The 25,205-nt window shown below is 71.8% G+C and carries 22 protein-coding genes and 1 tRNA gene; 13 read left to right on the forward strand and 10 right to left on the reverse strand.

What is annotated here, in order from left to right:
* Nucleotides 1-2: 2 nt before the first annotated feature.
* Complete coding sequence (locus K6T13_RS08875) at nt 3-1,367, forward strand: acyl-CoA dehydrogenase family protein (protein ID WP_222894240.1); 1,365 nt, start codon at nt 3-5, stop codon at nt 1,365-1,367.
* Nucleotides 1,367-2,581 carry an acyl-CoA dehydrogenase family protein gene (locus tag K6T13_RS08880; RefSeq protein ID WP_222894241.1) on the forward strand — a complete coding sequence of 405 codons (1,215 nt, stop codon included), beginning with the start codon at nt 1,367-1,369 and terminating at the stop codon, nt 2,579-2,581. Before K6T13_RS08875 ends, K6T13_RS08880 begins: the two co-directional genes overlap by 1 nt.
* A gap of 7 nt (nt 2,582-2,588) precedes the next feature.
* On the opposite strand, the gene K6T13_RS08885 is transcribed toward K6T13_RS08880, so the two are convergent.
* Both K6T13_RS08885 and K6T13_RS08890 read right to left on the reverse strand, forming a co-directional pair.
* Nucleotides 2,589-2,978 carry a hypothetical protein gene (locus K6T13_RS08885; protein ID WP_222894242.1) on the reverse strand — a complete coding sequence of 130 codons (390 nt, stop codon included), beginning with the start codon at nt 2,976-2,978 and terminating at the stop codon, nt 2,589-2,591.
* A 104-nt stretch (nt 2,979-3,082) separates the two neighbouring features.
* Nucleotides 3,083-3,370 carry a YiaA/YiaB family inner membrane protein gene (locus K6T13_RS08890; RefSeq protein ID WP_222894243.1) on the reverse strand — a complete coding sequence of 96 codons (288 nt, stop codon included), beginning with the start codon at nt 3,368-3,370 and terminating at the stop codon, nt 3,083-3,085.
* Between the two features lie 98 nt (nt 3,371-3,468).
* On the opposite strand from K6T13_RS08890, the gene K6T13_RS08895 reads away from it, so the two are divergent.
* On the forward strand, nt 3,469-4,782 hold the full coding sequence (locus K6T13_RS08895; RefSeq protein WP_222894244.1) for a DUF2252 domain-containing protein: 1,314 nt from the start codon (nt 3,469-3,471) through the stop codon (nt 4,780-4,782).
* A 10-nt stretch (nt 4,783-4,792) separates the two neighbouring features.
* On the opposite strand, the gene K6T13_RS08900 is transcribed toward K6T13_RS08895, so the two are convergent.
* Nucleotides 4,793-5,371: a LysR substrate-binding domain-containing protein gene (locus tag K6T13_RS08900; RefSeq protein WP_222894245.1), complete on the reverse strand. Its 579-nt coding sequence runs from the start codon at nt 5,369-5,371 to the stop codon at nt 4,793-4,795.
* Between the two features lie 106 nt (nt 5,372-5,477).
* Here K6T13_RS08900 and K6T13_RS08905 point away from each other — a divergent pair, with 106 nt between their 5' ends.
* From K6T13_RS08905 to K6T13_RS08915, 3 genes are all read left to right on the forward strand, one after another.
* Complete coding sequence (locus K6T13_RS08905) at nt 5,478-7,175, forward strand: sulfatase family protein (protein WP_222894246.1); 1,698 nt, start codon at nt 5,478-5,480, stop codon at nt 7,173-7,175.
* A 65-nt stretch (nt 7,176-7,240) separates the two neighbouring features.
* Complete coding sequence (locus K6T13_RS08910) at nt 7,241-8,923, forward strand: sulfatase family protein (RefSeq protein ID WP_222894247.1); 1,683 nt, start codon at nt 7,241-7,243, stop codon at nt 8,921-8,923.
* Between the two features lie 65 nt (nt 8,924-8,988).
* Nucleotides 8,989-10,311, forward strand: a complete 1,323-nt coding sequence (locus K6T13_RS08915) for a DUF2254 domain-containing protein (protein ID WP_222894248.1) — start codon at nt 8,989-8,991, stop codon at nt 10,309-10,311.
* A gap of 18 nt (nt 10,312-10,329) precedes the next feature.
* Here the strand turns inward: K6T13_RS08915 and K6T13_RS17435 are convergent, their stop codons facing one another.
* The 3 genes from K6T13_RS17435 to K6T13_RS08930 all read right to left on the reverse strand — a co-directional run bounded on the left by K6T13_RS17435 (nt 10,330) and on the right by K6T13_RS08930 (nt 12,432).
* Entirely contained in the window at nt 10,330-11,124 is a 795-nt protein-coding gene (locus tag K6T13_RS17435) for a hypothetical protein (RefSeq protein ID WP_249423686.1), read from the reverse strand.
* A 31-nt stretch (nt 11,125-11,155) separates the two neighbouring features.
* The gene (locus tag K6T13_RS08925) at nt 11,156-12,181 is read right to left on the reverse strand and encodes a sodium:calcium antiporter (RefSeq protein ID WP_222894249.1); all 1,026 of its coding nucleotides are present in this window, start codon (nt 12,179-12,181) and stop codon (nt 11,156-11,158) included.
* 161 nt (nt 12,182-12,342) lie between these two features.
* Nucleotides 12,343-12,432: transfer RNA gene (locus tag K6T13_RS08930), tRNA-Leu, on the reverse strand.
* Between the two features lie 79 nt (nt 12,433-12,511).
* On the opposite strand from K6T13_RS08930, the gene K6T13_RS08935 reads away from it, so the two are divergent.
* Nucleotides 12,512-13,843: a M20/M25/M40 family metallo-hydrolase gene (locus K6T13_RS08935; protein WP_222894250.1), complete on the forward strand. Its 1,332-nt coding sequence runs from the start codon at nt 12,512-12,514 to the stop codon at nt 13,841-13,843.
* Nucleotides 13,844-13,853: 10 nt separating this feature from the next.
* On the opposite strand, the gene K6T13_RS08940 is transcribed toward K6T13_RS08935, so the two are convergent.
* Nucleotides 13,854-14,054, reverse strand: a complete 201-nt coding sequence (locus K6T13_RS08940; protein WP_222894251.1) for a DUF5703 family protein — start codon at nt 14,052-14,054, stop codon at nt 13,854-13,856.
* A 35-nt stretch (nt 14,055-14,089) separates the two neighbouring features.
* Entirely contained in the window at nt 14,090-15,043 is a 954-nt protein-coding gene (locus K6T13_RS08945) for an aldo/keto reductase (RefSeq protein ID WP_222894252.1), read from the reverse strand.
* Between the two features lie 31 nt (nt 15,044-15,074).
* On the opposite strand from K6T13_RS08945, the gene K6T13_RS08950 reads away from it, so the two are divergent.
* Nucleotides 15,075-15,899, forward strand: coding sequence for an undecaprenyl-diphosphate phosphatase (locus K6T13_RS08950; RefSeq protein WP_222894253.1), 825 nt, complete (start codon nt 15,075-15,077; stop codon nt 15,897-15,899).
* Between the two features lie 3 nt (nt 15,900-15,902).
* On the opposite strand, the gene corA is transcribed toward K6T13_RS08950, so the two are convergent.
* Nucleotides 15,903-16,883, reverse strand: coding sequence for a magnesium/cobalt transporter CorA (corA, locus tag K6T13_RS08955; RefSeq protein WP_222894254.1), 981 nt, complete (start codon nt 16,881-16,883; stop codon nt 15,903-15,905).
* A 32-nt stretch (nt 16,884-16,915) separates the two neighbouring features.
* On the opposite strand from corA, the gene K6T13_RS08960 reads away from it, so the two are divergent.
* From K6T13_RS08960 to mshC, 4 genes are read left to right on the forward strand one after another with little or no spacing between them, the layout of a single operon-like run.
* Nucleotides 16,916-17,626, forward strand: a complete 711-nt coding sequence (locus tag K6T13_RS08960; RefSeq protein WP_222894255.1) for an MSMEG_4193 family putative phosphomutase — start codon at nt 16,916-16,918, stop codon at nt 17,624-17,626.
* 9 nt (nt 17,627-17,635) lie between these two features.
* Entirely contained in the window at nt 17,636-18,208 is a 573-nt protein-coding gene (locus K6T13_RS08965) for a DUF3090 domain-containing protein (protein WP_222894256.1), read from the forward strand.
* The gene (locus K6T13_RS08970) at nt 18,205-18,960 is read left to right on the forward strand and encodes an SCO1664 family protein (RefSeq protein WP_249423687.1); all 756 of its coding nucleotides are present in this window, start codon (nt 18,205-18,207) and stop codon (nt 18,958-18,960) included. Before K6T13_RS08965 ends, K6T13_RS08970 begins: the two co-directional genes overlap by 4 nt.
* A gap of 23 nt (nt 18,961-18,983) precedes the next feature.
* Nucleotides 18,984-20,225 carry a cysteine--1-D-myo-inosityl 2-amino-2-deoxy-alpha-D-glucopyranoside ligase gene (gene mshC / locus K6T13_RS08975; RefSeq protein WP_222894257.1) on the forward strand — a complete coding sequence of 414 codons (1,242 nt, stop codon included), beginning with the start codon at nt 18,984-18,986 and terminating at the stop codon, nt 20,223-20,225.
* 148 nt (nt 20,226-20,373) lie between these two features.
* Here the strand turns inward: mshC and K6T13_RS08980 are convergent, their stop codons facing one another.
* Nucleotides 20,374-21,225, reverse strand: a complete 852-nt coding sequence (locus K6T13_RS08980; RefSeq protein ID WP_222894258.1) for a PAC2 family protein — start codon at nt 21,223-21,225, stop codon at nt 20,374-20,376.
* Between the two features lie 193 nt (nt 21,226-21,418).
* Here K6T13_RS08980 and metH point away from each other — a divergent pair, with 193 nt between their 5' ends.
* Complete coding sequence (gene metH / locus K6T13_RS08985) at nt 21,419-25,162, forward strand: methionine synthase (RefSeq protein ID WP_222894259.1); 3,744 nt, start codon at nt 21,419-21,421, stop codon at nt 25,160-25,162.
* The last annotated feature ends 43 nt before the right edge of the window (nt 25,163-25,205 follow it).

Consider the following 25,205-nt stretch of genomic DNA (forward strand, 5'->3'; position numbering starts at 1 on the left):
CCATGTCCCTCACGAGGAACCTCAGGCCCGGAGGTCGCTTCGGCCTTCCCGCCATGGAGAGCCGCGACCCCATCGGCTATGCCGTGGCGGCTCTCAACCGGGTCGCCCAGAGCGAGCTGCTCGACCGGGTCGGCCTGCGCAAGCACGCGGAGCAGGCCGTCTTCACCGTCACCCGCAGCGGCTTCCGGACCGTCACCGCGGCCAGCCGGACCTTCGCCCGGGCCGGGTCCCGCGACCGGGATGGCGTCCGGGTGCCGAGCACCGCTGACCAGGGTGTCTTCGACCTCACGCCGAGCGAGGACGAGCAGATGCTCGTCGACGTCGTCACCGAGTTCGCCCAGGAGGTCGTCAGGCCTGCCGCGACCGCGGCCGACGAGGCGTGCGCGACCCCGGCCGAGGTGCTCGGGAGCAGCCTGGAGATCGGCCTGCCGCTGCTCGGCGTCCCCGAGTCGCTGGGCGGCATCTCCGAGGAGCGGTCCGCGGTCGCCGGGACCCTGGTGGCCGAGGCGCTGTCCCGCGGCGACATGGGCCAGGCCGTCGCGGTCCTGGCCCCCGGCGCGGTCGCGACGGCGCTGTCGCTGTGGGGGACCGAGCAGCATCAGGCGACCTACCTCCCCGCCTTCACCGGCGACGACGTCCCCGCAGCGGCGCTGGCGCTCAACGAGCCCACGCCGCTCTTCGACGTCCTGAACCCGGCCACCACGGCGGAGCGCGACGGTGACGAGCTGGTCCTCACCGGCGTGAAGTCGCTCGTGCCGCGGGCCCGGGAGGCCGAGCTGTTCGTGGTCGGGGCCCGACTCGAGGGCAGCCCGGTCCTGGTGGTCGTCGAGTCGGGGGCCGAGGGGCTGACCGTCGAGGGCGACCCGGCCATGGGCATCCGCGCCGCCTCCCTGGCCCGGGTCTCCCTCGACCGCGTGAGGGTCCCGGCCGAGGCGGTCCTCGGCGCCGACGACGGCTCGACCTACACCGAGTGCGTGAGGCTCTCCCGCCTGGCCTGGTGCGCGCTCGCGGTCGGCACGGGGCAGGCCGTGCTCGACCACGTCGTCCCCTACGTGAAGGAGCGGGAGGCCTTCGGCGAACCCGTCGCCCACCGGCAGTCCGTCGCGTTCATGGTCGCCACGATGGCCACCGAGCTGGAGGCGATGCGGCTGACGACGTGGAAGGCCGCCGCCCGGGTCGCCGCCGGCAAGGCTCACGCCCGCGAGGTGGCACTGGCCCGGCAGCTCTGCGCCGACAAGGGGATGCAGATCGGCCTCGACGGCGTCCAGCTGCTGGGAGGCCACGGCTACGTCAAGGAGCACCCCGTCGAGCGGTGGTACCGCGACCTGCGAGCCGTCGGCGTCATGGAAGGGAGCGTGCTGGTCTGATGATCCATCTCGACGACCCGAAGAGGTTCCGGACGCTGCGCGACCAGGCGCACCAGGTCGCCATGAACATGCTGCGGCCGATCTCCCGCAAGTACGACCGCGCCGAGCACGAGTACCCCAAGGAGCTCGACATGCTCGCGGCCATGATCGACGGGCTCGCCGAGTCGGGGGCCAGCGAGGGAGCCGGTGCCGCCGGCGTACGCCGCGAGGAGGAGCCCGACGAGCACCCGGGAGTGCGCAACGGCGCCAACCTCGCCTCGGTGATGTCCATCGCGGAGATGTGCTGGGGCGACGTGGGACTGCTCCTGTCGATGCCTCGTCAGGGCCTCGGCAACTCCGCCATCGCCTCCGTGGCCGACGACGAGCAGGCCAAGCGGTTCCGGGACACCTGGGCCGCGATGGCGATCACCGAGCCCGGTGCGGGGTCCGACTCGGCCGCCATCGCCACCACGGCCGTGCTCGACGGTGACCACTACGTGCTCAACGGCGAGAAGATCTACGTGACCTCGGGGGAGCGGGCCGACAGCGTCGTGGTCTGGGCGACCCTCGACCGGACACGCGGCCGCGCCGCCATCAAGAGCTTCGTCGTGGAGAAGGGCACGCCCGGCATGACGGTCGAGCGGCTGGAGAAGAAGCTCGGGATCCGGGCCTCGGACACGGCCGCCATCACGTTCACCGACTGCCGGGTGCCGAAGGAGAACCTGCTCGGCTCGCCCGAGGTCGACGTGAAGCAGGGTTTCGCGGGTGCGATGGCCACCTTCGACAACACCAGGCCGCTCGTGGCCGCGATGGCGGTGGGCGTGGCACGCGCGTCCCTCGACCTCACCCGCGACCTGCTGGCGCAGGCCGGGGTGGAGGTCGACTACGACCGCCCGGCCCAGGTGCAGCACGCTGCCGCTGCCACGCTTCTCCGGCTCGAGGCGGACTGGGAGGGGGCGCGGCTGCTGATGCTCAAGGCGGCGTGGCTCGCCGACAACCGCACACCCAACTCGCTCGAGGCCTCGATGGCGAAGGCGAAGGCGGGTCGGGTCGGGTCGGACGTGACGCTGTCCTGCGTGGAGCTGTGCTCGTCGGTCGGGTACGCCGAGACCGAGCTGCTCGAGAAGTGGGCCCGTGACTCCAAGATCCTCGACATCTTCGAGGGAACCCAGCAGATCCAGCAGCTGATCATCGCCCGGCGGGTGCTCGGACTGACCAGCGCCCAGCTGAGGTAGCGGGACCTCAGACCCCCACGATGCCCTGGCCTGCGCGGGCGGGAAGCTTGGCCCCGGGGCCGGTACGACGGCGGGTTCCCCTCGGCGCTTGGGGAGCCGCGCGGGTGAGACCCGCGGCATTGCGCTGGACCGCGCGGGCGACGTCAGCAGGGGAGGGGCCCCGGCTCGGAGCCGGTGGCACCGGCTCCGGCGCGCCCGGTGCGTCCGGTGCGGCCGGTGTGGCCGCCGCGTGGCGCCGAGGCTCGTCCGTGCGAGCAGGAGTGCCGGCACTCGCCAGCCGCCGTGCCTCCAGCCGCTCGCGGATCTCCTCACCGACGCGCAGCGCGACCTTGCTGCTGATCCTGCCGGCCTTGCGGGCAACGGTGCGGGCGGTGGCGAGCGCGGTACGACGGTCCACGAGGGACTCCCTTCGCGTCGGGTGTCTGGCAGTCGGCCCAGTCAAGGCGACGGCGCCACCGTGGTCAACGGTGGCGCCGGGCCGGTCTTGGATCGTGGTCGCGGTCAGGAGACGGCCTTGAAGGGGTCGTGCTCGGCGAGGAGCCGGTCGACCCGAGCCTGGTCGAGGCGGGCGTGGACGCTCTGGTTCTCCTGGGCGTCACGCACGCACTTGGCCAGCGTGAAGGTCGATGTCGTGAGGTACATGATGCCCAGCCCGAGGAAGGCGCGGATCCACCCGTCGACCGGCAGGTAGAGGACGGCGAAGACCATGGCGAGCAGGGCGACGGCGAACGAGATGCCGGCCTGCAGGAAGAAGGCGGGGGTGTTCTTGGACGGCTGTGAGGAGTTCATGGGTCAACGGTGGCGGCGGTCCTCGACCCGGACACCGGGCCTGCTACCCGGATGCGGCTGAGTCGGCGTACCCAGACCGTCGTGCATAGTGAGGGCCCATGGGTGCCGACTCGGATCGCCGTGACCTCATCGTCGAGGTCCTCGACGACGCCTTCGCCCCGCTGATGCGGGCCGACCCGGTGGCCTTCCGGGGCAAGTACCGCAAGATGGCCGCGGACCCGCACGCCTTCTATCGCGGGTCCGCGTGTCTCTTCTACGCCGACGTGACGCGCGAGGACGACCCGTTCGCCGACGAGTCCGCGAGCCGGATCTGGATCCACGGGGACCTGCACGTGGAGAACTTCGGCACCTACCTCAACTCCGACGGCGTCCTGATCTTCGACGTCAACGACTTCGACGAGGCCTATCTCGGCCACTTCACGTGGGACCTCCAGCGCTTCGCGGCCTCGCTCGCCCTGGTGGGGTGGCACAAGGCGCTGCCAGAGGATGACGTCCGGCGGCTGATCGGCAAGTTCGTCCGGTCCTACCTCAGCCAGGTCGACGAGTACCGCCGCAGCGAGGACGACCACGACTTCGCCCTCCGCCTCGACAACACCAGCGGGCCGATCCTGGACGCCCTGCGCTCGGCCAGGCTCCGTCGACGCGCCGACCTGCTGGACCGGACCACGGAGCTGCGCGACGGCGTGCGACGCTTCGCCGACGACGGCACCGTCCGCTCCCTCGGCAAGCGTGAGCGCGCCTCGGTGGTGACGGCGTTCGAGCGTTACCTGGAGACGATCCCGGAGGACAAGCGCTTCGACCGCGACCTCTTCTACGAGCTGCGCGACGTCGTCGGGAAGTCCGGGTTCGGCATCGGTAGCGCCGGGCTACCCGCCTACAACCTGCTCGTCGAGGGATACAGCCAGTCGCTCGACAACGACGTCGTGCTGTCCATGAAGCAGGCCAACGTGCCTGCGGTGAGCCGGTTCGTGGACACCCGCCAGGTCGCCGACTACTTCGACGACGAGGGCCAACGCACGGTCGTCAGCCAGCGGGCGCTCCAGGTGCACACCGACCCGCTCCTCGGGCACACGAAGCTCGACGGCGTCGGGTACGTCGTCGCGGAGGTGTCGCCGTACGAGGTCGACCTGGACTGGAGCGACCTCACCGAGCCGGACGCCATCGCCGAGGTGGTCGACCTGCTCGGCCGCGCCACGGCCAAGATCCACTGCGCCTCCGACGAGGACAGCGAGCAGGACCTCGTCGACTTCCAGGTCGAGGACGCCATCGCCGACTCCCTCGACCGACGCCGCCGCGAGTTCACGTCGTGGCTGACCGACTGGGGCATGTCCTACGCCGACCGGGTACGCGATGACCACGCCCACTTCGTGGCGGCGTTTCGCGACGGTCAGATCGGCGTCTCGGCCACCTGACACCGGTCCGTCAGCGGGAGCTCCGGGGCGTGCGCCCCCGGACGACCCCCACGAAGGCCTGCGTGGTCTCGTCGTCGCGCTCCACGAGCCACGCCAGGCCCACGGTGGTCGGCGCCAGGTCGGTCACGGGCCGCGCGACGACATCCTTGCGGTGCAGCAGCCGCGCCACCGACATCGGCAGGATCACGATGCCGTTCCCGCCGGCGACCACCTCGACGGCCTCACGCTCGGTCATGGCCGGCCAGTCGAGCTGCTCGGCGGTCGGCCTCCAGCCGGAGGCGTGGGGGCGGACGAGCTGCTCGTCGCCGAGGTCGGCGAGCTCCACCTCGGTCGCCGCCGTCACGAAGTGGTCGCGAGGGACCACGACGACGGCGACCTCCTCGTAGAGCCGGACCAGGTGAAGACCCTCCCGGTCCACCGGGAGCCGGACCAGGCACATGTCGAGCCCGTGCTCCCTCAGCAGCTTCTCCTGCTCGGACTCCGTCACGGGAACCAGCTGGAGTGGCTCCGGACGGTAGTCCCGCCACGTACGTGCCCACTTGTCCGGCGTGGTCCCTGTGACGAAGCCGAGCCGCAGTCCGCCGTCCATGGCGGCAGCGTAGGCGGCGTTGCCGGAGGAATCGGTTCGGACCGGTGCTGTCTGACACACTGGTGAGGTCTCCCGGCCCCCGATGAATCGAGCGACCGAGTCACCCATGCTGCGAATCACGCGCTCAGACGCGCCCCTCCTGCTGCTCCCCGTCGTCGCTCTCGTGGCGGGGCTGGTCTGGCTGCTCCCCGGCTCCGACCGCGACGGGGACCCGCGCCAGGAGGCGACCCCCACGGCTGCGGCAGAGCGGGCCGCTGGGAGGCCCAACATCGTGGTCGTGATGACCGACGACATGCGCGCGGACGACCTGCGGTTCATGCCGTCGCTGCGGCGACTGATGAACCGTCAGGGCGTGACGTTCAAGAACTCCTTCTCGCCCCTGCCACTGTGCTGTCCCGCCCGCGCGTCGTTCCTGACCGGTGTCTACCCGCACAACCACGGCGTCTGGACGGTCAAGGCCCCGCACGGCTACGGCGCCTTCGACGACTCGGCCACCCTCGGCACCTCGCTGAAGGCCGCCGGCTACCAGACGGGCTTCATCGGGAAGTACCTCAACGGGTACGGCCAGCACCGCTCCCGCATCAGCGGCGAGCCCTCCCACCGCTTCGTGCCGCCGGGGTGGGACGACTGGAGGGCTGCTCTCGACAACCCCGGCAAGCCCGACCTCCAGGGGGGCACCTACAGCTACTACCGGACACCGTTCAACGTGAACGGACGCGTCGTGACCCGGCACTACGGCACCTACCAGACCAACGTCGTCGGGCGGATGAGCCGTGACATGGCCGGCCGCTTCTCCGACCGGGCGGCGCCCTTCTTCATGGTCGTGAACTACGTCGCGCCTCACCACGGGGGACCCCGGGAGAAGGACGATCCGCAGCCCATCGTCGACGCACGGGGCAAGGAGTGGAAGTTCGTGACCCCCGCGCGCCCGCGTCCCGTCCGCGGCCGCTTCGACGACAAGGTCCGCCACGCTGCCGGGATGCCCCGTGGTGGTGGGCCCTCCGAGGCCGACGTGTCCGACAAGCCGCGACAGTGGCGCAAGCTGCCCGAGCCCAGCAAGCGCGAGCGGCTCGCGATGCGCGAGCTCACCCGTCAGCGCGGGGAGTCCCTCTTCCTGGTCGACCGCCAGCTCCAGAAGACGGTGCGCCACCTCAAGCGGACCGGGGAGTGGGCCAACACGGTCTTCATGTTCACCTCCGACAACGGCTACTACCAGGGTGAGCACCGGCAGCGGCAGGGGAAGATCACCGGCCACGAGCCCTCGCTGCGGGTGCCGTTCCTCGTGACCGGGCCCGGCATGCGGAGCGGGACCGACCGCTACGCGCCGATCACGACCATCGACGCCACCGCCTCGATCCTGGAGCTGGCGGGAGCCCAGCCCCCGGTCCGCTCCGACGGCACGAGCCGTGCCGGGCTCTTCACCGGGGGCGACACGGGCTGGACGGTGCCCGTGCTCCACGAGGTCGGCTCGGCCCGCCGTGGTGGCAGTGGCGCCTTCGCCGGGCCGCACCGCGTGATCGGCGTGCGCACCGCCCGCTACGCGCTGCTCCGCTACGAGGGCGGTGACAACGAGCTCTACGACCTCGCCCGTGACCCCGCCCAGAACCGGAACGTCTGGGGCTCGGCGCGCTACCGCGACGTCCGCTCCGACCTCGTCGAGGTGTGGTCGCAGCTGCGGGACTGCGCGGGCGACACGTGCCGCGCGTCGCTCCCCGCCTCGCTCGCCACCGACACGGCTCGCACGCGTGAGCTCGGGCGTGACTACTGGCGCGAGATCAAGCGCCGCTACGGCGCGAGCGGCTGAGCCGACGCGCGACCGGTTCGTGGGACCTCCCGCGCACGAGGCCTCCGCCGTGATACATCCTGCCCGTGGCGAAAGTGACGGGGCTCTGGGTGGCCCTCGGTGTCCTCGTGTCGTCGTTGGTCGTGCTCGTGGCGCCGCCGGGGCCCCCTGGAGGCACCCCGGCCAGCGCGGCGGAGCGGGTGGCGAGCGCCGCTGAGTCGCAGCGGCCCAACATCGTCGTGGTGATGGCCGACGACATGCGCGTCGACGACCTGCGGTTCGCCCCGAGGCTGCGGCGACTGGTCGCCCGTCGTGGCGTGACGTTCCAGAACGCGTTCTCGCCCAACCCGCTGTGCTGCCCGGCTCGGGCCTCCTTCCTGACCGGGGTGCACGCCCACCGGCACCGGGTGTGGTCCCACGAGCGCCCGTGGGGGTACCAGGCCTTCGACGACTCCCGCACCATCGCCACCTCCCTCCGTCGGGCGGGGTACCGCACCGGCTTCGTCGGCAAGTACCTCAACGGGTACGGCCGGCAGCGCTCACAGGTGTCCGGGGGTCCGTCCTACCGGTACGTGCCGCGTGGCTGGAGCGACTGGCGCGCCTCGCTGGAGAACCCGGGGGTCAAGGGAATCCACGGCGGGACCTACTACTACTTCAACACGCCCTACAACGTGAACGGCCGCGTCGACAACCGCTACCGCGGGCGCTACCAGACGACCGTTCTCGGCGACTTCTCCGTGGGCATGGCGCGCCGCTTCGGGCGCCAGCGCAACCCGTTCTTCATGTACGTCAACTACGTCGCACCCCACCACGGGGCGCCCCGGGAGCCCGACGACCCGGGTTCCGTGGCCGACCGGCGTGGACGTCGGGACTACTACTCGACGCCGGCCCGCCCGCGATGGGTCCGCGGAAAGTTCGACCGCGTCGTGACCCGTGCGGCGGGTCTGCCACGGGGCGGCGGCCCGTCGGAGCGCGACGTCAGCGACAAGCCCCGCTTCCGCACACGACTCGAGCCGACCAGGCAGGAGCGCCGTGCCCTCCGCGAGGTCAGCCGCCAGCGCGCGGAGTCGGTGTTCGTGATGGACCAGCAGATCGGGCGCCTCGTCCGCACTCTCAAGCGGACCGGGGAGTGGTCGAACACGGTGTTCGTCTTCACCTCCGACAACGGGTACTTCCAGGGCGAGCACCGCACGCGACAGGGCAAGGTGCTCGGCCACGAGCCCTCGCTGCGGGTGCCGCTGCTCATGACCGGTCCCGGGTTCCGGGGCGGCCGGCCCCACGGCCGGCTGCGTGACGACCCGGCGACCCTGCTCGACCTGAGCGCGACCATCCTCGACCTGGCCAACGCCAAGCCGCCGTACCGTCCCGACGGCAGCAGTCGCCTCACCACGCTGCGCCGCGGCGACCAGGGCTGGTCGGTGCCGGTGCTGCACGAGTCGGGCTGGGGCGGCGGTGCCCGCGTGAACGGCTTCACCGACGTGCGGACCTCCATCGGGGTACGCACCGCCCGCTACGCGCTGCTGCGCTACCGACGTGGTGGTGAGCTGTACGACCTCAGCGTCGACGCCGTCCAGAACCAGAGCGTGTGGAAGGACGAGGACTACCGGCCGGTGAAGCGGGAGCTCCTCGCCGTGTGGCGGCGGCTCAAGGACTGCGTCGCCGACGAGTGCCAGCAGCCACTGCCGGACAGCCTGGCGACCGACCCGGCCCAGACCCGCTCCCTGACCCGCAGCTACTGGCGCCAGGTCGACCGCGTCTACGGCTGGTGACCCGGCGCGGCTCGCCGACCGCTCGTCGGGCCGGGCCGACGCCGGCCCGACGCTAGGGTCGGGGCATGCCCCCTGCCGCCCGCACCCTGAGCAACCGGGTCAGGTCCAGCCTGTTCCTCGTCCCCATGCTCTGCGTGCTCGGGGGCGTGGTGCTCGCACAGGTCCTCCTGCTCGTCGACGAGTGGGCCATCGACCTGGACGCGCGCCTCGGGGCGACCGTCGACAGCGCCCGCACGGTGCTCACCACGGTCGCCGGCGCCACGCTCGCCTTCGCCGGCGTGGCGTTCTCCGTCAGCCTGCTCGTGATCTCGATGGCGTCCAACCAGTACAGCCCTCGGGTGGTGCACGGACTCTTCCGCGATCCCTTCAACAAACGGGTCATGGGCCTGGTCATCGGGACGTTCACCTACTGCCTGGTGGTGCTGCGCGCCGTCCGCAGCCCTGCCGAGCAGGGCGTCTCCCCGGTCGTGCCCAGCATCTCGATCTGGGTGGCGCTCGTGCTGGGCATCGTGTCGGTGCTGGCCATCGTGGGCTTCATCAACCACAGCGCCCACTCGATGGATGCCTCACAGATCCTGCACCGGGTGACCCGCGAAGCCCTAGACCAGGTGCGTCGTGCCTGGCCGGAGGAGGGGCCGGAGGCCCCGGCTACCTTGTCCGGGCCCTTGACGCCGGACCCCGGCAGCGGTGACGTCACCGCGGTGCGGTCCCGTGGCGACGGCTGGGTCCAGCACGTCGACCACCACGGCATCCTCGCGGCTCTGCCGCGGGGCGGTGCGGCCGTCCTGCGGACCGCCGCTGGCTACTACGCGTTGCGGAGCTCGATCCTCTGCGAGCTGTGGGTGCCCGGCGACCGCCCGGACGAGACGGTCACCGACGCGGTGCGCGACGCCGTGACGGTGGGCCGGACCAGGACCCTCGACCAGGACGTCTCCCACGGCGTACGCCAGCTCGTCGACGTGGCGCTCCGCGGGATGTCGCCGGGGGTCAACGACCCGACGACCGCCCACGACGCCCTCTGTCACGCGGCGACGGTTCTCACCGAGCTGCTCCGACGGGTCCCGCCCAGCTCGGTGCTCACCGGGGAGGACGGACGCGAGCTCCGGCTGCCGCTCGCCACCACCCACGAGGAGCTGGTCGCGGTCGCCTTCGACGAGGTGCGGCTGGCCTCGGCGGACCACCCGGTCACGCTGGTCCGGATCATGGACCTCATCGCCCAGGTCCTCAGGGCTCTCGACGATCTCGAGCGGCCGGAGGCCGAGCGTGCCCTGCACCGACAGGCAGCGCTCGTCCGGGAGCTCGGCGAGCGGGCGGCGGCGCTCGACGCCGACCGGCAGCTGGTGCGGGAGACCCACGACCGGCACTTCGGTTCGCCCGCGTCACAGTGACCTCGACCGGTTAGGCCGTCACGAGTCGGCTGCGGCGCCACGGCTCTCGACCAGCGCCTCGCGCAGCCGTCGCAGCGCCACAGGACCCACACCGTGGAGCCGCTGCACGTCGGCCTCGGGCCACGCGGCCAGCTGCTCGAGCGTGGTGACCCCGACATCGCGAAGGGCCGCCGTGGCCGGTGCGCCGATGCTCCGAGGGAGCGGCGTGCCACTCGGGCGCGGCTCCCGCACGCGTGGCGTGCCCTCGTGGTCGACGACCGCCTCGCCGCGGGGGGAGAGCCGGTAGCCGATCGCCAGCGACTCGGTGAGCCCGAGCTCCTTGAGCTTGCGCACGTCACGCTTGAGGTCGGGGGTGGGCCGGCCGAGCTGGGCGGCCAGGTCGGGCGCCCGTACGCCGGGAGAGCGGTCGATGAGCGCCAGGGTGGGCCTGGTCCATGCCCCCACCGCCGACGCGCGGTCGAGGCGGTCGAGACGGGCGGTGATCGCCGCGAGCCCGGACTCGTCGGGCACCTGCTCCCGCAGTGCCTCGCGTGGGTCCGGACCGGCGTACCGCAGCCCGACCCGCCACACGGGGCGGTCGGTGCGGTGGGCCAGCGCCCGGCGCAGGGCGGCGAGTGAGGGCGCACCGGCCCGGCTGGCCTCGGCGGCCCGGATCGCGCTCAGCGCGACCCGGTCGAGGGACGTGACCTCGACGAGTCCGATGCTCGTGCGCATCCGGGTTCCGACCCGGACCCGTGGCCGGTCCCAGCGCCGGAAGGCGAGGTCGACGTCGCCGCGCTTGATGGCCGACAGCTCGTCGGGGCGGATCAGCACACCCGCAGTCCACCATGCGGCGGACGCGACGTCACCCGGCGACGACGACCGCCACGCCCAGGCCGTAGAGGACGAAGAGGGCGAGGCTCTCGAAGCCGATCCCGGCGGGGCCGCGCTTCTCGCGGCGGATGAGGCCCATCAGCAGCACGGCGGTCATCAACGCGCCCAGAGCGGTCCAGAACGTCACCTCGCCGGAGACCGCGTGGTAGATCGAGCCCTCGGTGTAGGCGACGTCGGAGAAGGCGGCGAAGAGGGTGTCGAACGCGTTGCCGCCGATGATGCCGGCCACCGCGAGCGTCAGGGCGCCGTTGCGCACGGCCGCGAGCGTCGTGACCAGCTCCGGCAGCGATGTGGCCACGGCCGTGAACAGCGTCCCCACGAGCGCCTCCCGGATCCCCGTGGTCGCCACGATGCTCGACGCCGCCTGCTCCAGCAGGTAGCCGGCGACGCCGATGGTCGCTGCCAGGACGGCGAACACGCCGAGCTGGCGTCGCAGCGGCTCCCGCTCGTTGTCCTCCTCCGGCTCGTCCACCCGGGTCTCGTGGGTCCGGGCGGGTCGCCACATCCGCTCCGACCTCGTCTGGCGGACCAGGCGAAGACCGTAGAGGTAGGAGGCCAGGAGCAGCGGGGTGACGACGTGGACGTGGCCGATCGTCCACTCCGGCATCGCGAAGGCCACCAGCAGCCAGGACAGCTGGGCCATCAGCAGCGCGCCCTGGATCAGGTTGCCGAGGGACGCCGCGGCGTGCTCGAGGTTGGCGCGGCGGTAGGTGATGTCGGCGACCGCGAGGAAGAGCGTCTGGACGGCGATCCCACCCACGGCGTTGGAGACGGCGAGGTCGGCCCGGCCGGAGCTGGCGGCCGACACCGAGAGCACGCTCCCGCTGAGGGAGGTGGCCAGTCCCATCAGGACGGCGCCCGTGACCGCCTCGCCGAGCCCCGTGCGGTCCGCGAGACGGTCCACGACACCGGCCAGGCGGGTGCCGGCGACGCCGATGGCGAGGGTGCAGGCGAGGAAGAGCGCGATGGCGGTGCCGAGGGACAGCTGGTCCAGCATCGGCACACCCTCCTCCCCGGTCGCGTACGGGCGCACGGCCCACCCCGACCGTACCGGCGGTCCCGGAGGTGCCCTGATGGGGACGGACGAGCCTGCGGAGAAGCGGAGATGAACGAAGGCCCCTGACATCGCTGGATGTCAGGGGCCAAGGGAGGTGCTGCTGGTGTCCGAGGGGGGACTTGAACCCCCACGCCCGTTAATAGGGCACTAGCACCTCAAGCTAGCGCGTCTGCCAATTCCGCCACCCGGACGAGTGCGGTGGAACAGTAGCAAAACCGGAGGTCGACTCCCGCATCGGGGAGGGCTGCTCGAGGTGCCAGTATGGAGCGCATGGTTGAGGACCGCGACGACGCGACGGACGAGCGCCCCTACGACCCTGCCGGGGAGGTCGTCGACCTCTGCCGCGACCTGATCCGGATCGACACCAGCAACTACGGCGACCACAGCGGACCGGGGGAGCGGAAGGCCGCCGAGCACGTCGCGACACTGCTCGACGAGGTCGGTATCGAGACCACGGTGGTCGAGGAGACGGCAGGTCGGACCAGCCTGATCGCCCACTGGGGGGTGCCGTCGGACCGTCCCGGCCTGCTCCTCCACGGTCACCTCGACGTCGTCCCGGCCGCCGCCGAGGACTGGCAGGTCGACCCCTTCTCGGGAGAGGTGCAGGACGGCTACGTCTGGGGGCGGGGGGCGGTCGACATGAAGGACTTCGACGCCATGCTGCTCTCGGTCGTGCGCGCGCGGACCCGGGCCGGGCGACTGCCCGACCGGCCGATCGTGCTGGCGTTCACCGCGGACGAGGAGGCGGGGGGCGCCCACGGCGCAAAGGTCATGGTCGACACCCACGCCGAGCACTTCGACGGGGTCACCGATGCGGTCGGCGAGGTCGGCGGTTTCAGCACCACGGTCCGCGGGCAGCGGATCTACCTCGTCGAGGCGGCCGAGAAGGGGATGGCCTGGATGAGGCTGACGGCGCGGGGACGGGCCGGCCACGGATCGATGATCAATCCCGACAACGCCGTCACCCGGATCTCGGCCGCCGTGGCGCGACTGGGGGCCCACGAGTGGCCCGTCCGGCTCACGCCGGCGATGGAGGTGCTGCTCGCGACCGTCGCCGACCTGGCAGGCACCGAGGCCACGCCTGACAACGCCGAGGCCCTGGTGGAGGAGTTCGGCGGCGCCGCCCGGATGCTCGGCGCGGTGATCCGGCACACCACCAACCCGACGATGCTCGAGGCTGGCTACAAGGCCAACGTGATCCCGACCGAGGCGTCGGCCACCGTCGACGGACGCTTCCTGCCGGGTTACGAGGACGAGTTCTTCCGCACGGTGGCCGAGCTGGTCGGCGACGACATCGAGGTCGACTACGTCAGCCGGCAGCAGCCCTGGGAGACGCCGTACGACGGAGCGCTGGTCGACGCCATGCACCGCTCGCTGCTGGCCGAGGATCCCGACGCCCGGGTCGCCCCCTTCCTCATGAGCGGCGGCACCGACGCCAAGCACTTCCGGAAGCTCGGCATGCGCTCCTACGGGTTCGCGCCGCTGCGGCTCCCCGCCGACCTCGACTTCACCGCCCTCTTCCACGGTGTGGACGAGCGGGTGCCGGTCGACGCGCTGGAGTTCGGCGCCCGCGTCTTCGACCGCTTCCTCGACGACGTCTGAGCGGTCGACCTCAGGCCGACATCCCGAAGGAGACGGTCGGACGCTGGCGGATGATCTTGCGACGCAGGATCACCCGGCGGGTGCCGTCGGGGGCCACGCGCACGCGGTCGAGCTCCCACCCGCCGTGCTCGGCTCGCTCGACCAGCATCCGGGTCACCGCGTTGCGGGAGAAGTCGCGTGAGATGAGCAGCTTCTCGAACTGCCACTCCACGCCTGGCCCGAGCGGTCGATGGGTCGGGCGGGTGGTCACGGGCCGTCACCCGACACGTCGTCGAGCGCGGTGGCGATCTCGGGAGGCAGCGAGAGGTCCTCGACCGCGAGGGCGTCGCGCAGCTGGGCCGCGGTCCTGGCACCCACGAGGGGTGCCGTGACGCCAGGCCGGTCGCGCACCCACACCAGGGCCACCTGCAGCGGCGTCCAGCCGAGGCCGTCGGCCGCCCGGCACACCGCCTCGACGACCCCCGAGGCGTGGGGGCCGAGGTAGTTCTCAACGAACCCGGCGAAGTGCGGTGACGCCGCCCGCGAGTCCGCGGGAGTCGAGTGCCGGTACTTCCCGGTCAGCACACCCCGGCCGAGCGGGGACCAGGGCAGCACGCCCAGGCCCAGCGCCTGGGCGGCGGGAAGGACCTCGGCCTCGACGTCGCGGTTGAGCAGGGAGTACTCGACCTGGGTCGAGGCGAGCGTCGCCCGGCCTGGCACTGCGCGCTGCCAGGCGCCGGCCCAGGCGGTCTGCCAGCCGGTGTAGTTGGAGATGCCGACGTAGGAGGCCCGACCGCTGGTCACCGCGATGTCGAGCGCGCTCAAGGTCTCCTCGAGCGGGGTGTCGTCGACCCAGGTGTGCACCTGCCACAGGTCCACGTGGTCGACCCCCAGCCGTCGCAGCGACTCGTCGAGGGTGGTCAGCAGGTGGCCGCGGGACGCGTTGGTGACCCGCTGCCCGGTCCGGCGGGAGATGCCGGCCTTGGTCGCGATGACCACCTCGTCGCGGGAGACGACGTCGCGCACCAGCTTGGCGATCAGCTCCTCCGAGGCGCCGTCGCCGTAGCCGGCCGCGGTGTCGAGCAGGGTGCCGCCCGCCTCCGCGAAGGCGACCAGCTGGTCGCGAGCCTCGTGCTCGTCGGTGTCACGCCCCCAGGTCAACGTGCCGAGGCCCAGCCGGGACACCTTCAGGCCGGTGTTGCCCAGGACGCGTTGCTGCATGCCGTGAAGGCTATCCGTACGCTTGCCCGTCGTGTGGGATCTCCTCAAGGCCGTCGTGCTCGGCACCCTCCAGGGCCTCACCGAGTTCCTCCCGATCTCGAGCAGTGCCCACCTCCGGATCTTCCCGGAGCTCTTCGGCTGGGGCGACCCGGGCGCGGCGTTCACCGCCGTCATCCAGATCGGGACCGAGCTGGCGGTGCTGCTCTACTTCCGCAAGGACCTGTGGCGGATCGGTTCGACATGGGTGCGGTCGCTGTTCCAGCCCGAGTACCGCGGTCATCTCGACTCGCGGCTCGGGTGGTTCATCATCATCGGCTCGCTACCGATCGTGGTGCTCGGGATCCTGCTCAAGGACGTCATCGAGGGGCAGTTCCGCAACCTCTGGATCATCGGCACCACCCTGGTCGTGCTCGGCATCATCCTGGGCGTGGCCGACCGGGTCAGCGCCGACCGCAAGAAGATCAAGAACCTCACGCTGCGGGACGCGATCCTCATGGGGTGCGCACAGGCGTGTGCCCTCGTCCCCGGCGTCTCGCGCTCCGGCGCCACCATCTCGATGGGCCGCTTCCTCGGCTACGAGCGCGAGGCAGCCACCCGCTACGCCTTCCTGCTGGCGGTCCCGGCGGTCGTGGGCGCCGGCCTCTTCGAGCTGCGGGAGATCCCGAACGGCGACAACGCCTACGGCTGGGGCCCGACGGTCGTGGCGACCGTCGTCTCGTTCGTCGTGGGGTACGCCGCGATCGCGTGGCTGCTCCGCTACATCTCGACGCACTCCTACACCCCGTTCGTGCTCTACCGCGTGGTGCTCGGCTCCGCGACGCTGCTGCTGGTCGCCACCGGGGTGCTCAGCCCGTGAGCGTCACAGCCAGCCCGACCGCTTGAAGATCCAGAGCAGGCCGCCCGAGGCGCCGACCATGAGCAGCAGGGCCCAGGCGTAGCCGAGGCTCCACCCGAGCTCGGGCATGTGGTCGAAGTTCATCCCGTAGATCCCGGCGATCAGGGTGGGCACCACGATCAGGGCGGCGGCAGCAGAGATCTTGCGCAGGTCCTCGTTCTGGCGGACGGAGATCTGCGCCAGGTGGGCCTCGAACGCCGTGGACAGCAGCCCGTCGAGGGTCTCGGTCGTCTCGGAGACGCGGGTGAGGTGGTCGGCGACGTCGCGGAAGTAGACTTGCGTCTCCTCGGGGACGAGCTCGACCTGACCGCTGAGGAACCGGCGCATGGGCTCGCGCAGTGGCTGCACCGCCCGGCGGACCTCGGCGAGCTCCCGCTTGAGCACGTAGATCCGGGCCGAGTCGCGGGTGAGCTCCTGGGAGAACACGGACAGCTCGACCTCGTCGACGTCGATCTCGAGCTCGGCGGCCACCCGCTCGTAGCCGTCGACGACGGCGTCGCACACCGCGTGCAGGACGGCCGAGGGCCCGTGGGCCAGCAGCGCGTGCTGGTCCTCCAGCTGGGCGCGGGCCTCGCGGAGCCCGGCGCCCTCGCCGTGCCGGACGGTGACCACGAAGTCGTGACCCTGGAAGATGCTGATCTCCCCGGTCTCGACGGCGTCGCGCTCGTCGACGTACCACAGGGTCTTGAGGATCATGAAGAGCGTGTCGTCGTAGAGCTCGAGCTTGGGGCGCTGGTGGGCCTTGACGGCGTCCTCGATCGCGAGCTCGTGGAGCCCGAACACCTCGGCCAGCTGGTCGAGCTCCGCCTGTCCCGGTTCGTGGAGCCCGACCCACATGAAGTCACCGTCGCCGTGCAGCTGACGCCGGATCGCACGTAGGTCGTCGACCGAGCCCTCCACCGGGACGCGCTCGCCCCCGCGGTAGAGGGCGGCGTCGACGATCACCCTCCGAGGCTAACGCCAGTACAGTCCCCGGCATGGCAACCCTGCTGCTGGTCCGGCATGCGCGCTCCACCGCCAACGCGCAGGGAGTCCTCACCGGACGGCTGCCCGGGGTCTCCCTCGACGAGACCGGGCGCGAGCAGGCCGAGCGTGTCGCCCGCCGGCTGGCCGCGGTTCCCCTGACCGGACTGGTCACCAGCCCGCTGGATCGCTGCCGGGAGACCGCGGCCGCGATCCGGGCGGCGCAGCCCCGGGCCTTGCGGGTCACCACGGAGCGTGGCCTGGTCGAGTGCGACTACGGCGACTGGCAGGGTCGGCCGCTCAAGGACCTCGCCCGCGAAAAGCTGTGGAAGGCCGTCCAGCGGCAGCCCGCGTCCGTGACCTTCCCGGGTGGGGAGTCGCTCGCCGCGATGTCGGCCCGGGCGGTCGCCGCCGTACGCCGCCACGACAGCCGGGTGGAGGCCGACGCCGGCCCACGGGCGGTCTGGGCGGCCGTGACGCACGGTGACATCGTCAAGGCCGTGCTCGCCGACGCGCTCGGGCTGCACCTCGACCTGTTCCAGCGGATCCATGTCGATCCGGGCTCGGTGTCGGTGGTGCACTACACCGGCGACGGTGCCGTCGTCGTCCAGTCGAACACCCACGAGGGCGACCTGGCCTGGCTGGCTCCGAAGGGCCGTCGGCGCGCGCCCCGGACCGGTGTGGTGGGCGGCGGCGCCGGGCCCGCCACTGGCAGCGGTCACTAGGGTGGGGCCGTGCCCATCGTTCACAGCTTCGACCCCCCCGAGCGGTTCATCGCCGGCACCGTCGGTGAGCCCGGCGAGCGCACCTTCTTCCTCCAGGCACGGGCGGGCAACCGGCTGGTGAGCGTGGCTCTCGAGAAGCAGCAGGTCGTCGCGCTCGCGGAGCGCATGGACCAGCTGCTCGACGAGCTGATGCAGGCTGACACGCAAGGCGTCGTGCCGGCGGTCGCGCCCCTCGACCTCGACGACAGCGAGCCGCTCGACCAGCCGATCGAGGAGGAGTTCCGCGCCGGGACGATGACCCTCTCCTGGGATCCCGCCGACGAGCGGGTCGTCATCGAGGTCTTCCCTTACAGCGAGGCGGCGGTGGTCTCGCCCGACCAGGTCGACGAGGACTTCGAGGAGCCCGAGCCGGAGGAGCTGCTGCTGGTCCGGTTGCCGGCGGCCGCGGCGCGGTCGTTCGTCAAGCGGGCCGGGCAGGTCGTGGAGGCCGGACGGCCCAGCTGTCCGTTCTGCGGCGAGCCGATGGACCCCCAGGGCCACCTCTGCGTCCGGGCGAACGGCTTCAAGCGCCGCGACCCGTGACGCCCCTCGACGGCGACCTCACGCTCCACGGGCGGATCATGCCCGCCTCCAACGCGACGTTCGTGGGCGAGATCGGCGGCACCCGGGTCGTCTACAAGCCGGTGGCGGGGGAGCGGCCGCTCTGGGACTTCCCCGACGGCTCCCTGGCCCGTCGCGAGGTGGCGGCCTACCTCGTCTCCGAGGCCATCGGCTGGCGGGTCGTCCCCCACACGGTCATCCGGGAGGGTCCCCACGGCCCCGGGATGGTCCAGGTGTGGCAGGAGCCCGACGCGACCCAGGCCGCGGTCACCCTGGTGCCGGAGGGCGCGATCCCGCCCGGCTTCCGGCACGTGTTCGACGGCCTCGACCAGCACGACCAGCCGATCGCGCTGGTCCACGAGGACAGCGTGCCCTTGCGGCGGATGGCGGTCTTCGACGTGGTGGTCAACAACGCCGACCGCAAGGGGGGCCACGTCCTGGAGATGGTGGACGGCCACCGGTACGGCGTCGACCACGGCGTCACCTTCCACGTCGACCCCAAGCTGCGGACGGTGCTGTGGGGCTGGGCGGGGGAGCCGCTGGACGAGGACGAGGTGACCGGCCTGGAGCGCCTGCAGGCCGCCCTCGACGGTGACCTCGCCGACCGGCTCGCAGGGCTGCTGTCCGAGCGCGAGGTGGACCAGCTCCGTCGCCGGTGCGCGGAGCTGAGCGGCGAGCGCTGCTTCCCCCAGCCGGGTGGGGACTGGCCCGCGATCCCGTGGCCCCCGTTCTGACAGCGCCCGGATACGCTTCCCGCATGCGTGCGTGGACCCCCGTCGCCATCCCCCGCCTCGAGGTGTCCGGACCCGAGGTGCGGCTCCACGACACCGCGACGGGGGAGCGCCGCGAGGTCACCCCGGAATCAGGACCGGCCCGCCTCTACGTCTGCGGCATCACGCCGTACGACGCCACCCACCTGGGTCACGCCGCGACGTACGTCGGCTTCGACCTGCTCAACCGTGCCTGGCGCAACGCCGGCCACGCCGTCACCTACGTGCAGAACGTCACGGACGTCGACGACCCGTTGCTCGAACGGGCGACCGAGGTCGGCGTCGACTGGCAGGAGCTCGCCCAGCGGGAGACGGAGCTGTTCGGCCAGGACATGGCCGCCCTGCGGGTGCTCCCGCCCGAGGTCTACCTCGGCGCGGTCGAGTCGATCCCGCTGGTCATCGAGCTGGTGCGTCGGCTGGAGGAGACCGGGTCGGTCTACCGGGTCGACGACGACCTCTACTTCTCCGTGACGGCGGACCCGGCCTTCGGGGAGCTGTCCGGATGGACCCGCGACCAGATGCTGGCCGTCGTGGGTGACCGGGGCGGCGACCCCGACCGGCCGGGCAAGAAGGACCCGCTCGACTGCGTGCTGTGGCGGGCTGAGCGCCCCGGCGAGCCGGCCTGGGACTCGCCGTACGGCCGGGGCCGGCCCGGGTGGCACGTGGAGTGCACGGCGATCGCGCTGGAGCACCTCGGTACCGCCTTCGACGTGCAGGCCGGCGGCAGCGACCTGGTCTTCCCCCACCACGAGATGTGCGCCGCCGAGGCCCAGGTCGCCGTGCCCGGCCAACCCTTCGCCCGCACCTACGCCCACGCGGGGATGGTGGGCTTCGACGGCGAGAAGATGTCGAAGTCCCGCGGCAACCTGGTCTTCGTCAGTGCGCTGCGCAACAGCGACGTCGACCCGATGGCGATCCGGTTGGCCCTGCTGCGCCACCACTACCGGGCGGACTGGGAGTGGACCGACGACGAGCTGCTCGGTGCGGTCGACACCCTCGCCGAGTGGCGCGGTGCGCTGTCGCTCGGTGCCGGTGCACCAGCCGCCCCCGTGGTCCCAGCCGTGCTCGACGCGCTCGCCGACGACCTCGACGCGCCGAGGGCCGTCGCGGCCGTGCAGGCCTGGGTGGACGCCACGCTCGGGCACGACGGTCCGGCCGACACCAGCGACCCGCACGCGGCGGCCACGGTGCACCAGCTGCTCGACGCCGCTCTCGGGCTCGCGCTCTGACTACCCCCGCCCGAGTCGGCGCTCGTGCCTCGCGCCCTGCTGCTCAGCGTGGTCTCGACGCGCCGGTCGCGACCTCGCAGGCTCGGTCGCGGGGCTCGCTCGATCTGGCTTCGCCCACGCCGCGCGCTCGTGCCTCGCGCCCGGCTGCTCAGCCATCCTCGTTGCGGTTGCGCTTGAGGTAGCGCTCGAACTCGCGGGCGATCGCCTCACCCGATGCCTCGGGCAGGTCCGTCGTGTCGCGCGTCTCCTCGAGGGCTCGGACGTAGTCGGCGACGTCCTCGTCCTCCTCGGCGAGCTCGTCGACGCCCCGCTCCCAGGCCCGCGCCTCCTCCGGGAGGTCGCCGAGCGGGATGCTGGTCTGCAGCAGGTCCTCGAGCTGCCCGAGCAGCGCGAGCGTCGCCTTGGGGCAGGGTGGCTGGGCGACGTAGTGCGGGACGGCCGCCCAGTAGGAGACCGCGGGGATGTCGAGACGGACGCAGGCGTCCTGGACCACGCCCACGATCCCGGTCGGGCCCTCGTAGGTCGACTGCTCCAGCTTGAGACGGTCGACGAGGTCCGGCTCGGTGGCCGTGCCCGTGACGGGGATCGGTCGGGTGTGGGGCGTGTCGGCGAGGAGGGCGCCCAGCGTCACGACCATCAGACCCCCCAGGTCGTCGCACGCCGCCAGCACCTCCGCGCAGAACTGCCGCCACCGCATGTTGGGCTCGATGCCGCGGACCAGGATGATGTCGCGCTCGAGGTCCGGGGGAGAGGCCACCGCGATCTGGGTCGTCGGCCAGGTCAGTCGACGGTGGCCCTTCTCGTCGGTGCCCACGGTCGGCCGGTTGACCTGGAAGTCGTAGAACTCCTCCGGATCGATCGCGCCCACGACGCGGGCGTCCCAGACGCGCAGCAGGTGGTCGACCACCGAGCTCGCCGACTCGGCCGCGTCGTTCCAGCCCTCGAACGCCGCGATGACCACGGGGTCGACCAGCTCGGGCGTCTCCTCGATCTCGATCACCCGGCCACCCTACGGGTTCGCCGGGGGTCTCGCTGGCTGCGACGAACCGCCGGTCCGCGGTCCGCGAGCGGCGATTTCACGACCCGGCGGAGCGGGTGCCACGCTGGCGACCGGTGTCACCATCCGGGAGCCGTGTCCGGTCACCGGACGCCACGCCTAGGCTGGGACGACGCCCGCACCCGAGAGGAGACCGGTGCCCGCTCCGCAGCATCGCCCCGACGCGACCGAGGCCCTCACCCGGGTCCTCCGGGAGCGGATCCTCGTGATCGACGGCGCCATGGGGACCCTGATCCAGGGCCACCGGCTCGAGGAGTCGGACTACCGGGGAGAGCTCTTCGCTGACCACGGGCGCGACCTCCGCGGCAACGCCGACGTGCTCTCGTTGACCCAGCCCGGGATCGTGCGCGACATCCACCGCACCTACCTCGCGGCCGGGGCGGACCTGGTGTGCACCAACACCTTCACGGCGTCGAGCATCTCCCAGGCCGACTACGGCCTGGAGGACCACTGCTACGAGCTCAACCGCGCGGCGGCCGTCCTCGCCCGGGAGGCGGTCGACGAGCTCGACGCGTCCGCCGAGCCGCGGTTCGTGGCCGGGTCCCTCGGCCCGACCAACCGCACGGCGTCGATCAGCCCCGACGTCAACGACCCGGGAGCACGCAACGTCTCCTTCGACGACCTGGTCGCGACGTACGTGGAGGCGGCCCGGGGGCTCGTCGACGGCGGGGCCGACCTCCTCCTCGTCGAGACGATCTTCGACACCCTCAACGCCAAGGCTGCGGTCTTCGCCCTCGAGAGCCTGTTCGAGGAGCAGGGGCGCCGGTGGCCCGTGTGGCTGTCGGGGACCATCACCGACGCGAGCGGCCGCACGCTGTCGGGCCAGACCACCGAGGCGTTCTGGAACAGCGTCCGCCACGTGCAGCCCCTCGTGGTGGGACTCAACTGCGCGCTCGGGGCTGCCGACCTGCGGCCCTACGTCGCGGAGCTCGCCCGGATCGCCGACTGCTTCGTCTCGGCACACCCCAACGCCGGCCTCCCCAACGAGTTCGGCGAGTACGACGAGACCCCGGACCAGATGGCTGCCGTGCTCGGCGAGTTCGCCACGTCCGGGTTGGTCAACCTGGTGGGGGGCTGCTGCGGCACCACCCCCGACCACATAGCGGCGATCGCGACAGCGGCGAAGGGCGCCGACCCGCGGACGCCGGCCGAGCCCGAGCCCGCCCTCCGGCTCTCGGGCCTCGAGCCGTTCGCCATCGACGGGAGCAGCCTCTTCGTCAACGTCGGGGAGCGCACCAACATCACCGGCTCGGCCCGCTTCCGCAAGCTCATCAAGGACGGTGACTACGACACGGCCCTGTCGGTCGCCGTGCAGCAGGTCGACAACGGCGCGCAGCTCATCGACGTCAACATGGACGAGGGGATGATCGACGGTGTCGCGGCGATGGAGCGGTTCCTCAAGCTCGTCGCCAGCGAGCCCGACATCTGCCGCGTGCCGGTGATGGTGGACTCCTCCAAGTGGGAGGTCATCGAGGCGGGCCTCAAGTGCGTGCAGGGCAAGCCGATCGTCAACTCGATCTCCCTCAAGGAGGGCGAGGCGGCCTTCGTCGAGCAGGCGCGCCGGTGCCGGCGCTACGGTGCCGCCGCGGTCGTGATGGCCTTCGACGAGGACGGGCAGGCCGACAACCTGCAGCGCCGCCAGGAGATCTGCGCGCGCGCCTACCGGATCCTCGTCGAGCAGGTGGGCTTCCCGCCCGAGGACATCATCTTCGACCCCAACGTCTTCGCGGTCGCCACCGGGATCGAGGAGCACGCGGCGTACGGTCGGGACTTCATCGAGGCGACGCGCTGGATCAAGCAGAACCTCCCCGGGGCCAAGGTGTCCGGCGGGATCTCCAACGTGAGCTTTTCGTTCCGCGGCAACAACCCGGTCCGCGAGGCGATCCACGCCGTCTTCCTGTTCCACGCGATCGAGGCGGGGCTCGACATGGGCATCGTCAACGCCGGCGCCCTGGTGGTCTACGACCAGGTCGACGCGGAGCTCCGCGAGCGGATCGAGGACGTCGTGCTCAACCGGCGTCCCGACGCCGGCGAGCGGTTGCTCGAGATCGCCGAGCGCTACAACACGGTGAGCGGGGAGGACGACGTCGCCGAGGAGGAGTGGCGATCGCTCCCGGTGGCCGAGCGGATCACCCACTCGCTGGTCAAGGGGATCGACGCCCACATCGAGAGCGACACCGAGCAGCTGCGCGCCGAGATCGTCGATCGGGAGGGGCGCACCATCGAGGTCATCGAGGGTCCGCTCATGGACGGCATGAACGTCGTCGGCGACCTGTTCGGTGCCGGCAAGATGTTCCTTCCGCAGGTGGTCAAGAGCGCCCGGGTCATGAAGAAGGCCGTGGCCTACCTGATCCCCTTCATCGAGGAGGAGAAGGCCCGCGACCCCGAGCTCGCCACCCAGCGCGACACCAACGGGACCGTCGTCATGGCCACCGTCAAGGGCGACGTGCACGACATCGGCAAGAACATCGTCGGCGTCGTGCTGCAGTGCAACAACTACGAGGTCGTCGACCTCGGGGTGATGGTGCCGGCCACCAGGATCCTGGAGACGGCCCGGGAGGTCGGCGCGGACATCATCGGGCTGTCCGGCCTGATCACCCCCTCGCTGGACGAGATGGTCAACGTGGCGAGCGAGATGCAGCGGCAGGGCTTCGAGGTGCCGCTGCTCGTCGGCGGGGCGACCACGTCGCGTGCGCACACGGCGGTCAAGGTCGACGGGCGGTACGACGGCCCGGTGGTCTGGGTCAAGGATGCGTCGCGCTCGGTGCCCACCGTCGCCGCGCTGCTCGGCGATGAGCCTCGTCGCAAGCTGCTGGCCGACGTCCAGGCTGACTACGACGCGCTGCGGGCCCGGCACGCGGCGAGGAACGACCGGCCGATGGTCTCCCTCGCGGAGGCCCGGGAGGCGGCGACGCCGATCGCGTGGGAGGGCTACGAGCCCGCGCGGCCGCGGTTGCTGGACGAGCACCCCGACGGGGTCCGGGTCTTCCGTGACTACGACCTGAGCGAGCTGCGGGACTACATCGACTGGACACCCTTCTTCCAGGCGTGGGAGATGAAGGGGGCCTACCCCGACATCCTCAACAACCCGCACACCGGGCCGGAGGCCCGCAAGCTCCACGACGACGCCCAGACGATGCTGGACCGGGTGGCGGCCGAGGGCTGGCTCACCGGCCATGGAGTCGTCGGGCTGTTCCCGGCCAACAGTGTCGGTGACGACGTCCATGTCTTCCGCGACGAGGAGCGGACCGAGCGCCGCCTGGTGCTGCACATGCTCCGGCAGCAGGGTCGCCACCGCGAGGGGGTCCCCAACCGGTCCCTGAGCGACTACGTGGCCCCGCTCCACACCGGGATCCGTGACTACGTCGGCGCCTTCGCCGTCACCTCGGGACACGGCACTGCCGAGAAGATCGCCGAGTTCAAGGAAGCCCTCGACGACTACGACGCCATCCTGCTCGAGGCGCTCGCCGACCGGCTGGCCGAGGCGTTCGCCGAGCGGATGCACGAGCGCATCCGGACCGAGCTGTGGGGCTACGCCCCCGACGAGCGGCTCGACAACGCGGCGCTGATCCGCGAGCGCTACCGCGGCATCCGACCCGCACCCGGTTACCCGGCCTGCCCCGACCACACCGAGAAGCTGCGGTTGTGGGAGCTCCTCGACGTCGAGGCCACGACTGGCATGCGGCTGACCGAGTCGATGGCGATGTCGCCAGGCGCCTCGGTCTCGGGCTGGTACTTCTCCCACCCGGACTCGCAGTACTTCGTGGTCGGCCGTCTCGGGCGCGACCAGGTCGCCGACTACGCCGAGCGCAAGGGCTGGAGCCTCCGCGAGGCGGAGCGCTGGCTCTCGCCCAACCTCGGCTACGACCCGGAGGACTGACCGTGCCCGGAACCCTCAGGCCCGGTGCGTCCGTGCCTGCCGC

Source organism: Nocardioides coralli, from assembly GCF_019880385.1.
Taxonomy (GTDB): domain Bacteria; phylum Actinomycetota; class Actinomycetes; order Propionibacteriales; family Nocardioidaceae; genus Nocardioides; species Nocardioides coralli.

Excerpts from the sequence above, each read along its gene's own strand:
- K6T13_RS08925 (WP_222894249.1), bottom strand. The coding sequence starts at position 12,181 with ATGCTGGACCAGCTGTCCCTCGGCACCGCCATCGCGCTCTTCCTCGCC.
- mshC (WP_222894257.1), top strand. The coding sequence starts at position 18,984 with ATGCGTGCGTGGACCCCCGTCGCCATCCCCCGCCTCGAGGTGTCCGGA.
- K6T13_RS08880 (WP_222894241.1), top strand. The coding sequence starts at position 1,367 with ATGATCCATCTCGACGACCCGAAGAGGTTCCGGACGCTGCGCGACCAG.
- K6T13_RS08900 (WP_222894245.1), bottom strand. The coding sequence starts at position 5,371 with ATGGACGGCGGACTGCGGCTCGGCTTCGTCACAGGGACCACGCCGGAC.
- K6T13_RS08890 (WP_222894243.1), bottom strand. The coding sequence starts at position 3,370 with ATGAACTCCTCACAGCCGTCCAAGAACACCCCCGCCTTCTTCCTGCAG.
- K6T13_RS08935 (WP_222894250.1), top strand. The coding sequence starts at position 12,512 with ATGGTTGAGGACCGCGACGACGCGACGGACGAGCGCCCCTACGACCCT.
- K6T13_RS08945 (WP_222894252.1), bottom strand. The coding sequence starts at position 15,043 with ATGCAGCAACGCGTCCTGGGCAACACCGGCCTGAAGGTGTCCCGGCTG.
- K6T13_RS08915 (WP_222894248.1), top strand. The coding sequence starts at position 8,989 with ATGCCCCCTGCCGCCCGCACCCTGAGCAACCGGGTCAGGTCCAGCCTG.
- K6T13_RS08895 (WP_222894244.1), top strand. The coding sequence starts at position 3,469 with ATGGGTGCCGACTCGGATCGCCGTGACCTCATCGTCGAGGTCCTCGAC.
- K6T13_RS08960 (WP_222894255.1), top strand. The coding sequence starts at position 16,916 with ATGGCAACCCTGCTGCTGGTCCGGCATGCGCGCTCCACCGCCAACGCG.
- K6T13_RS08905 (WP_222894246.1), top strand. The coding sequence starts at position 5,478 with ATGCTGCGAATCACGCGCTCAGACGCGCCCCTCCTGCTGCTCCCCGTC.
- K6T13_RS08875 (WP_222894240.1), top strand. The coding sequence starts at position 3 with ATGTCCCTCACGAGGAACCTCAGGCCCGGAGGTCGCTTCGGCCTTCCC.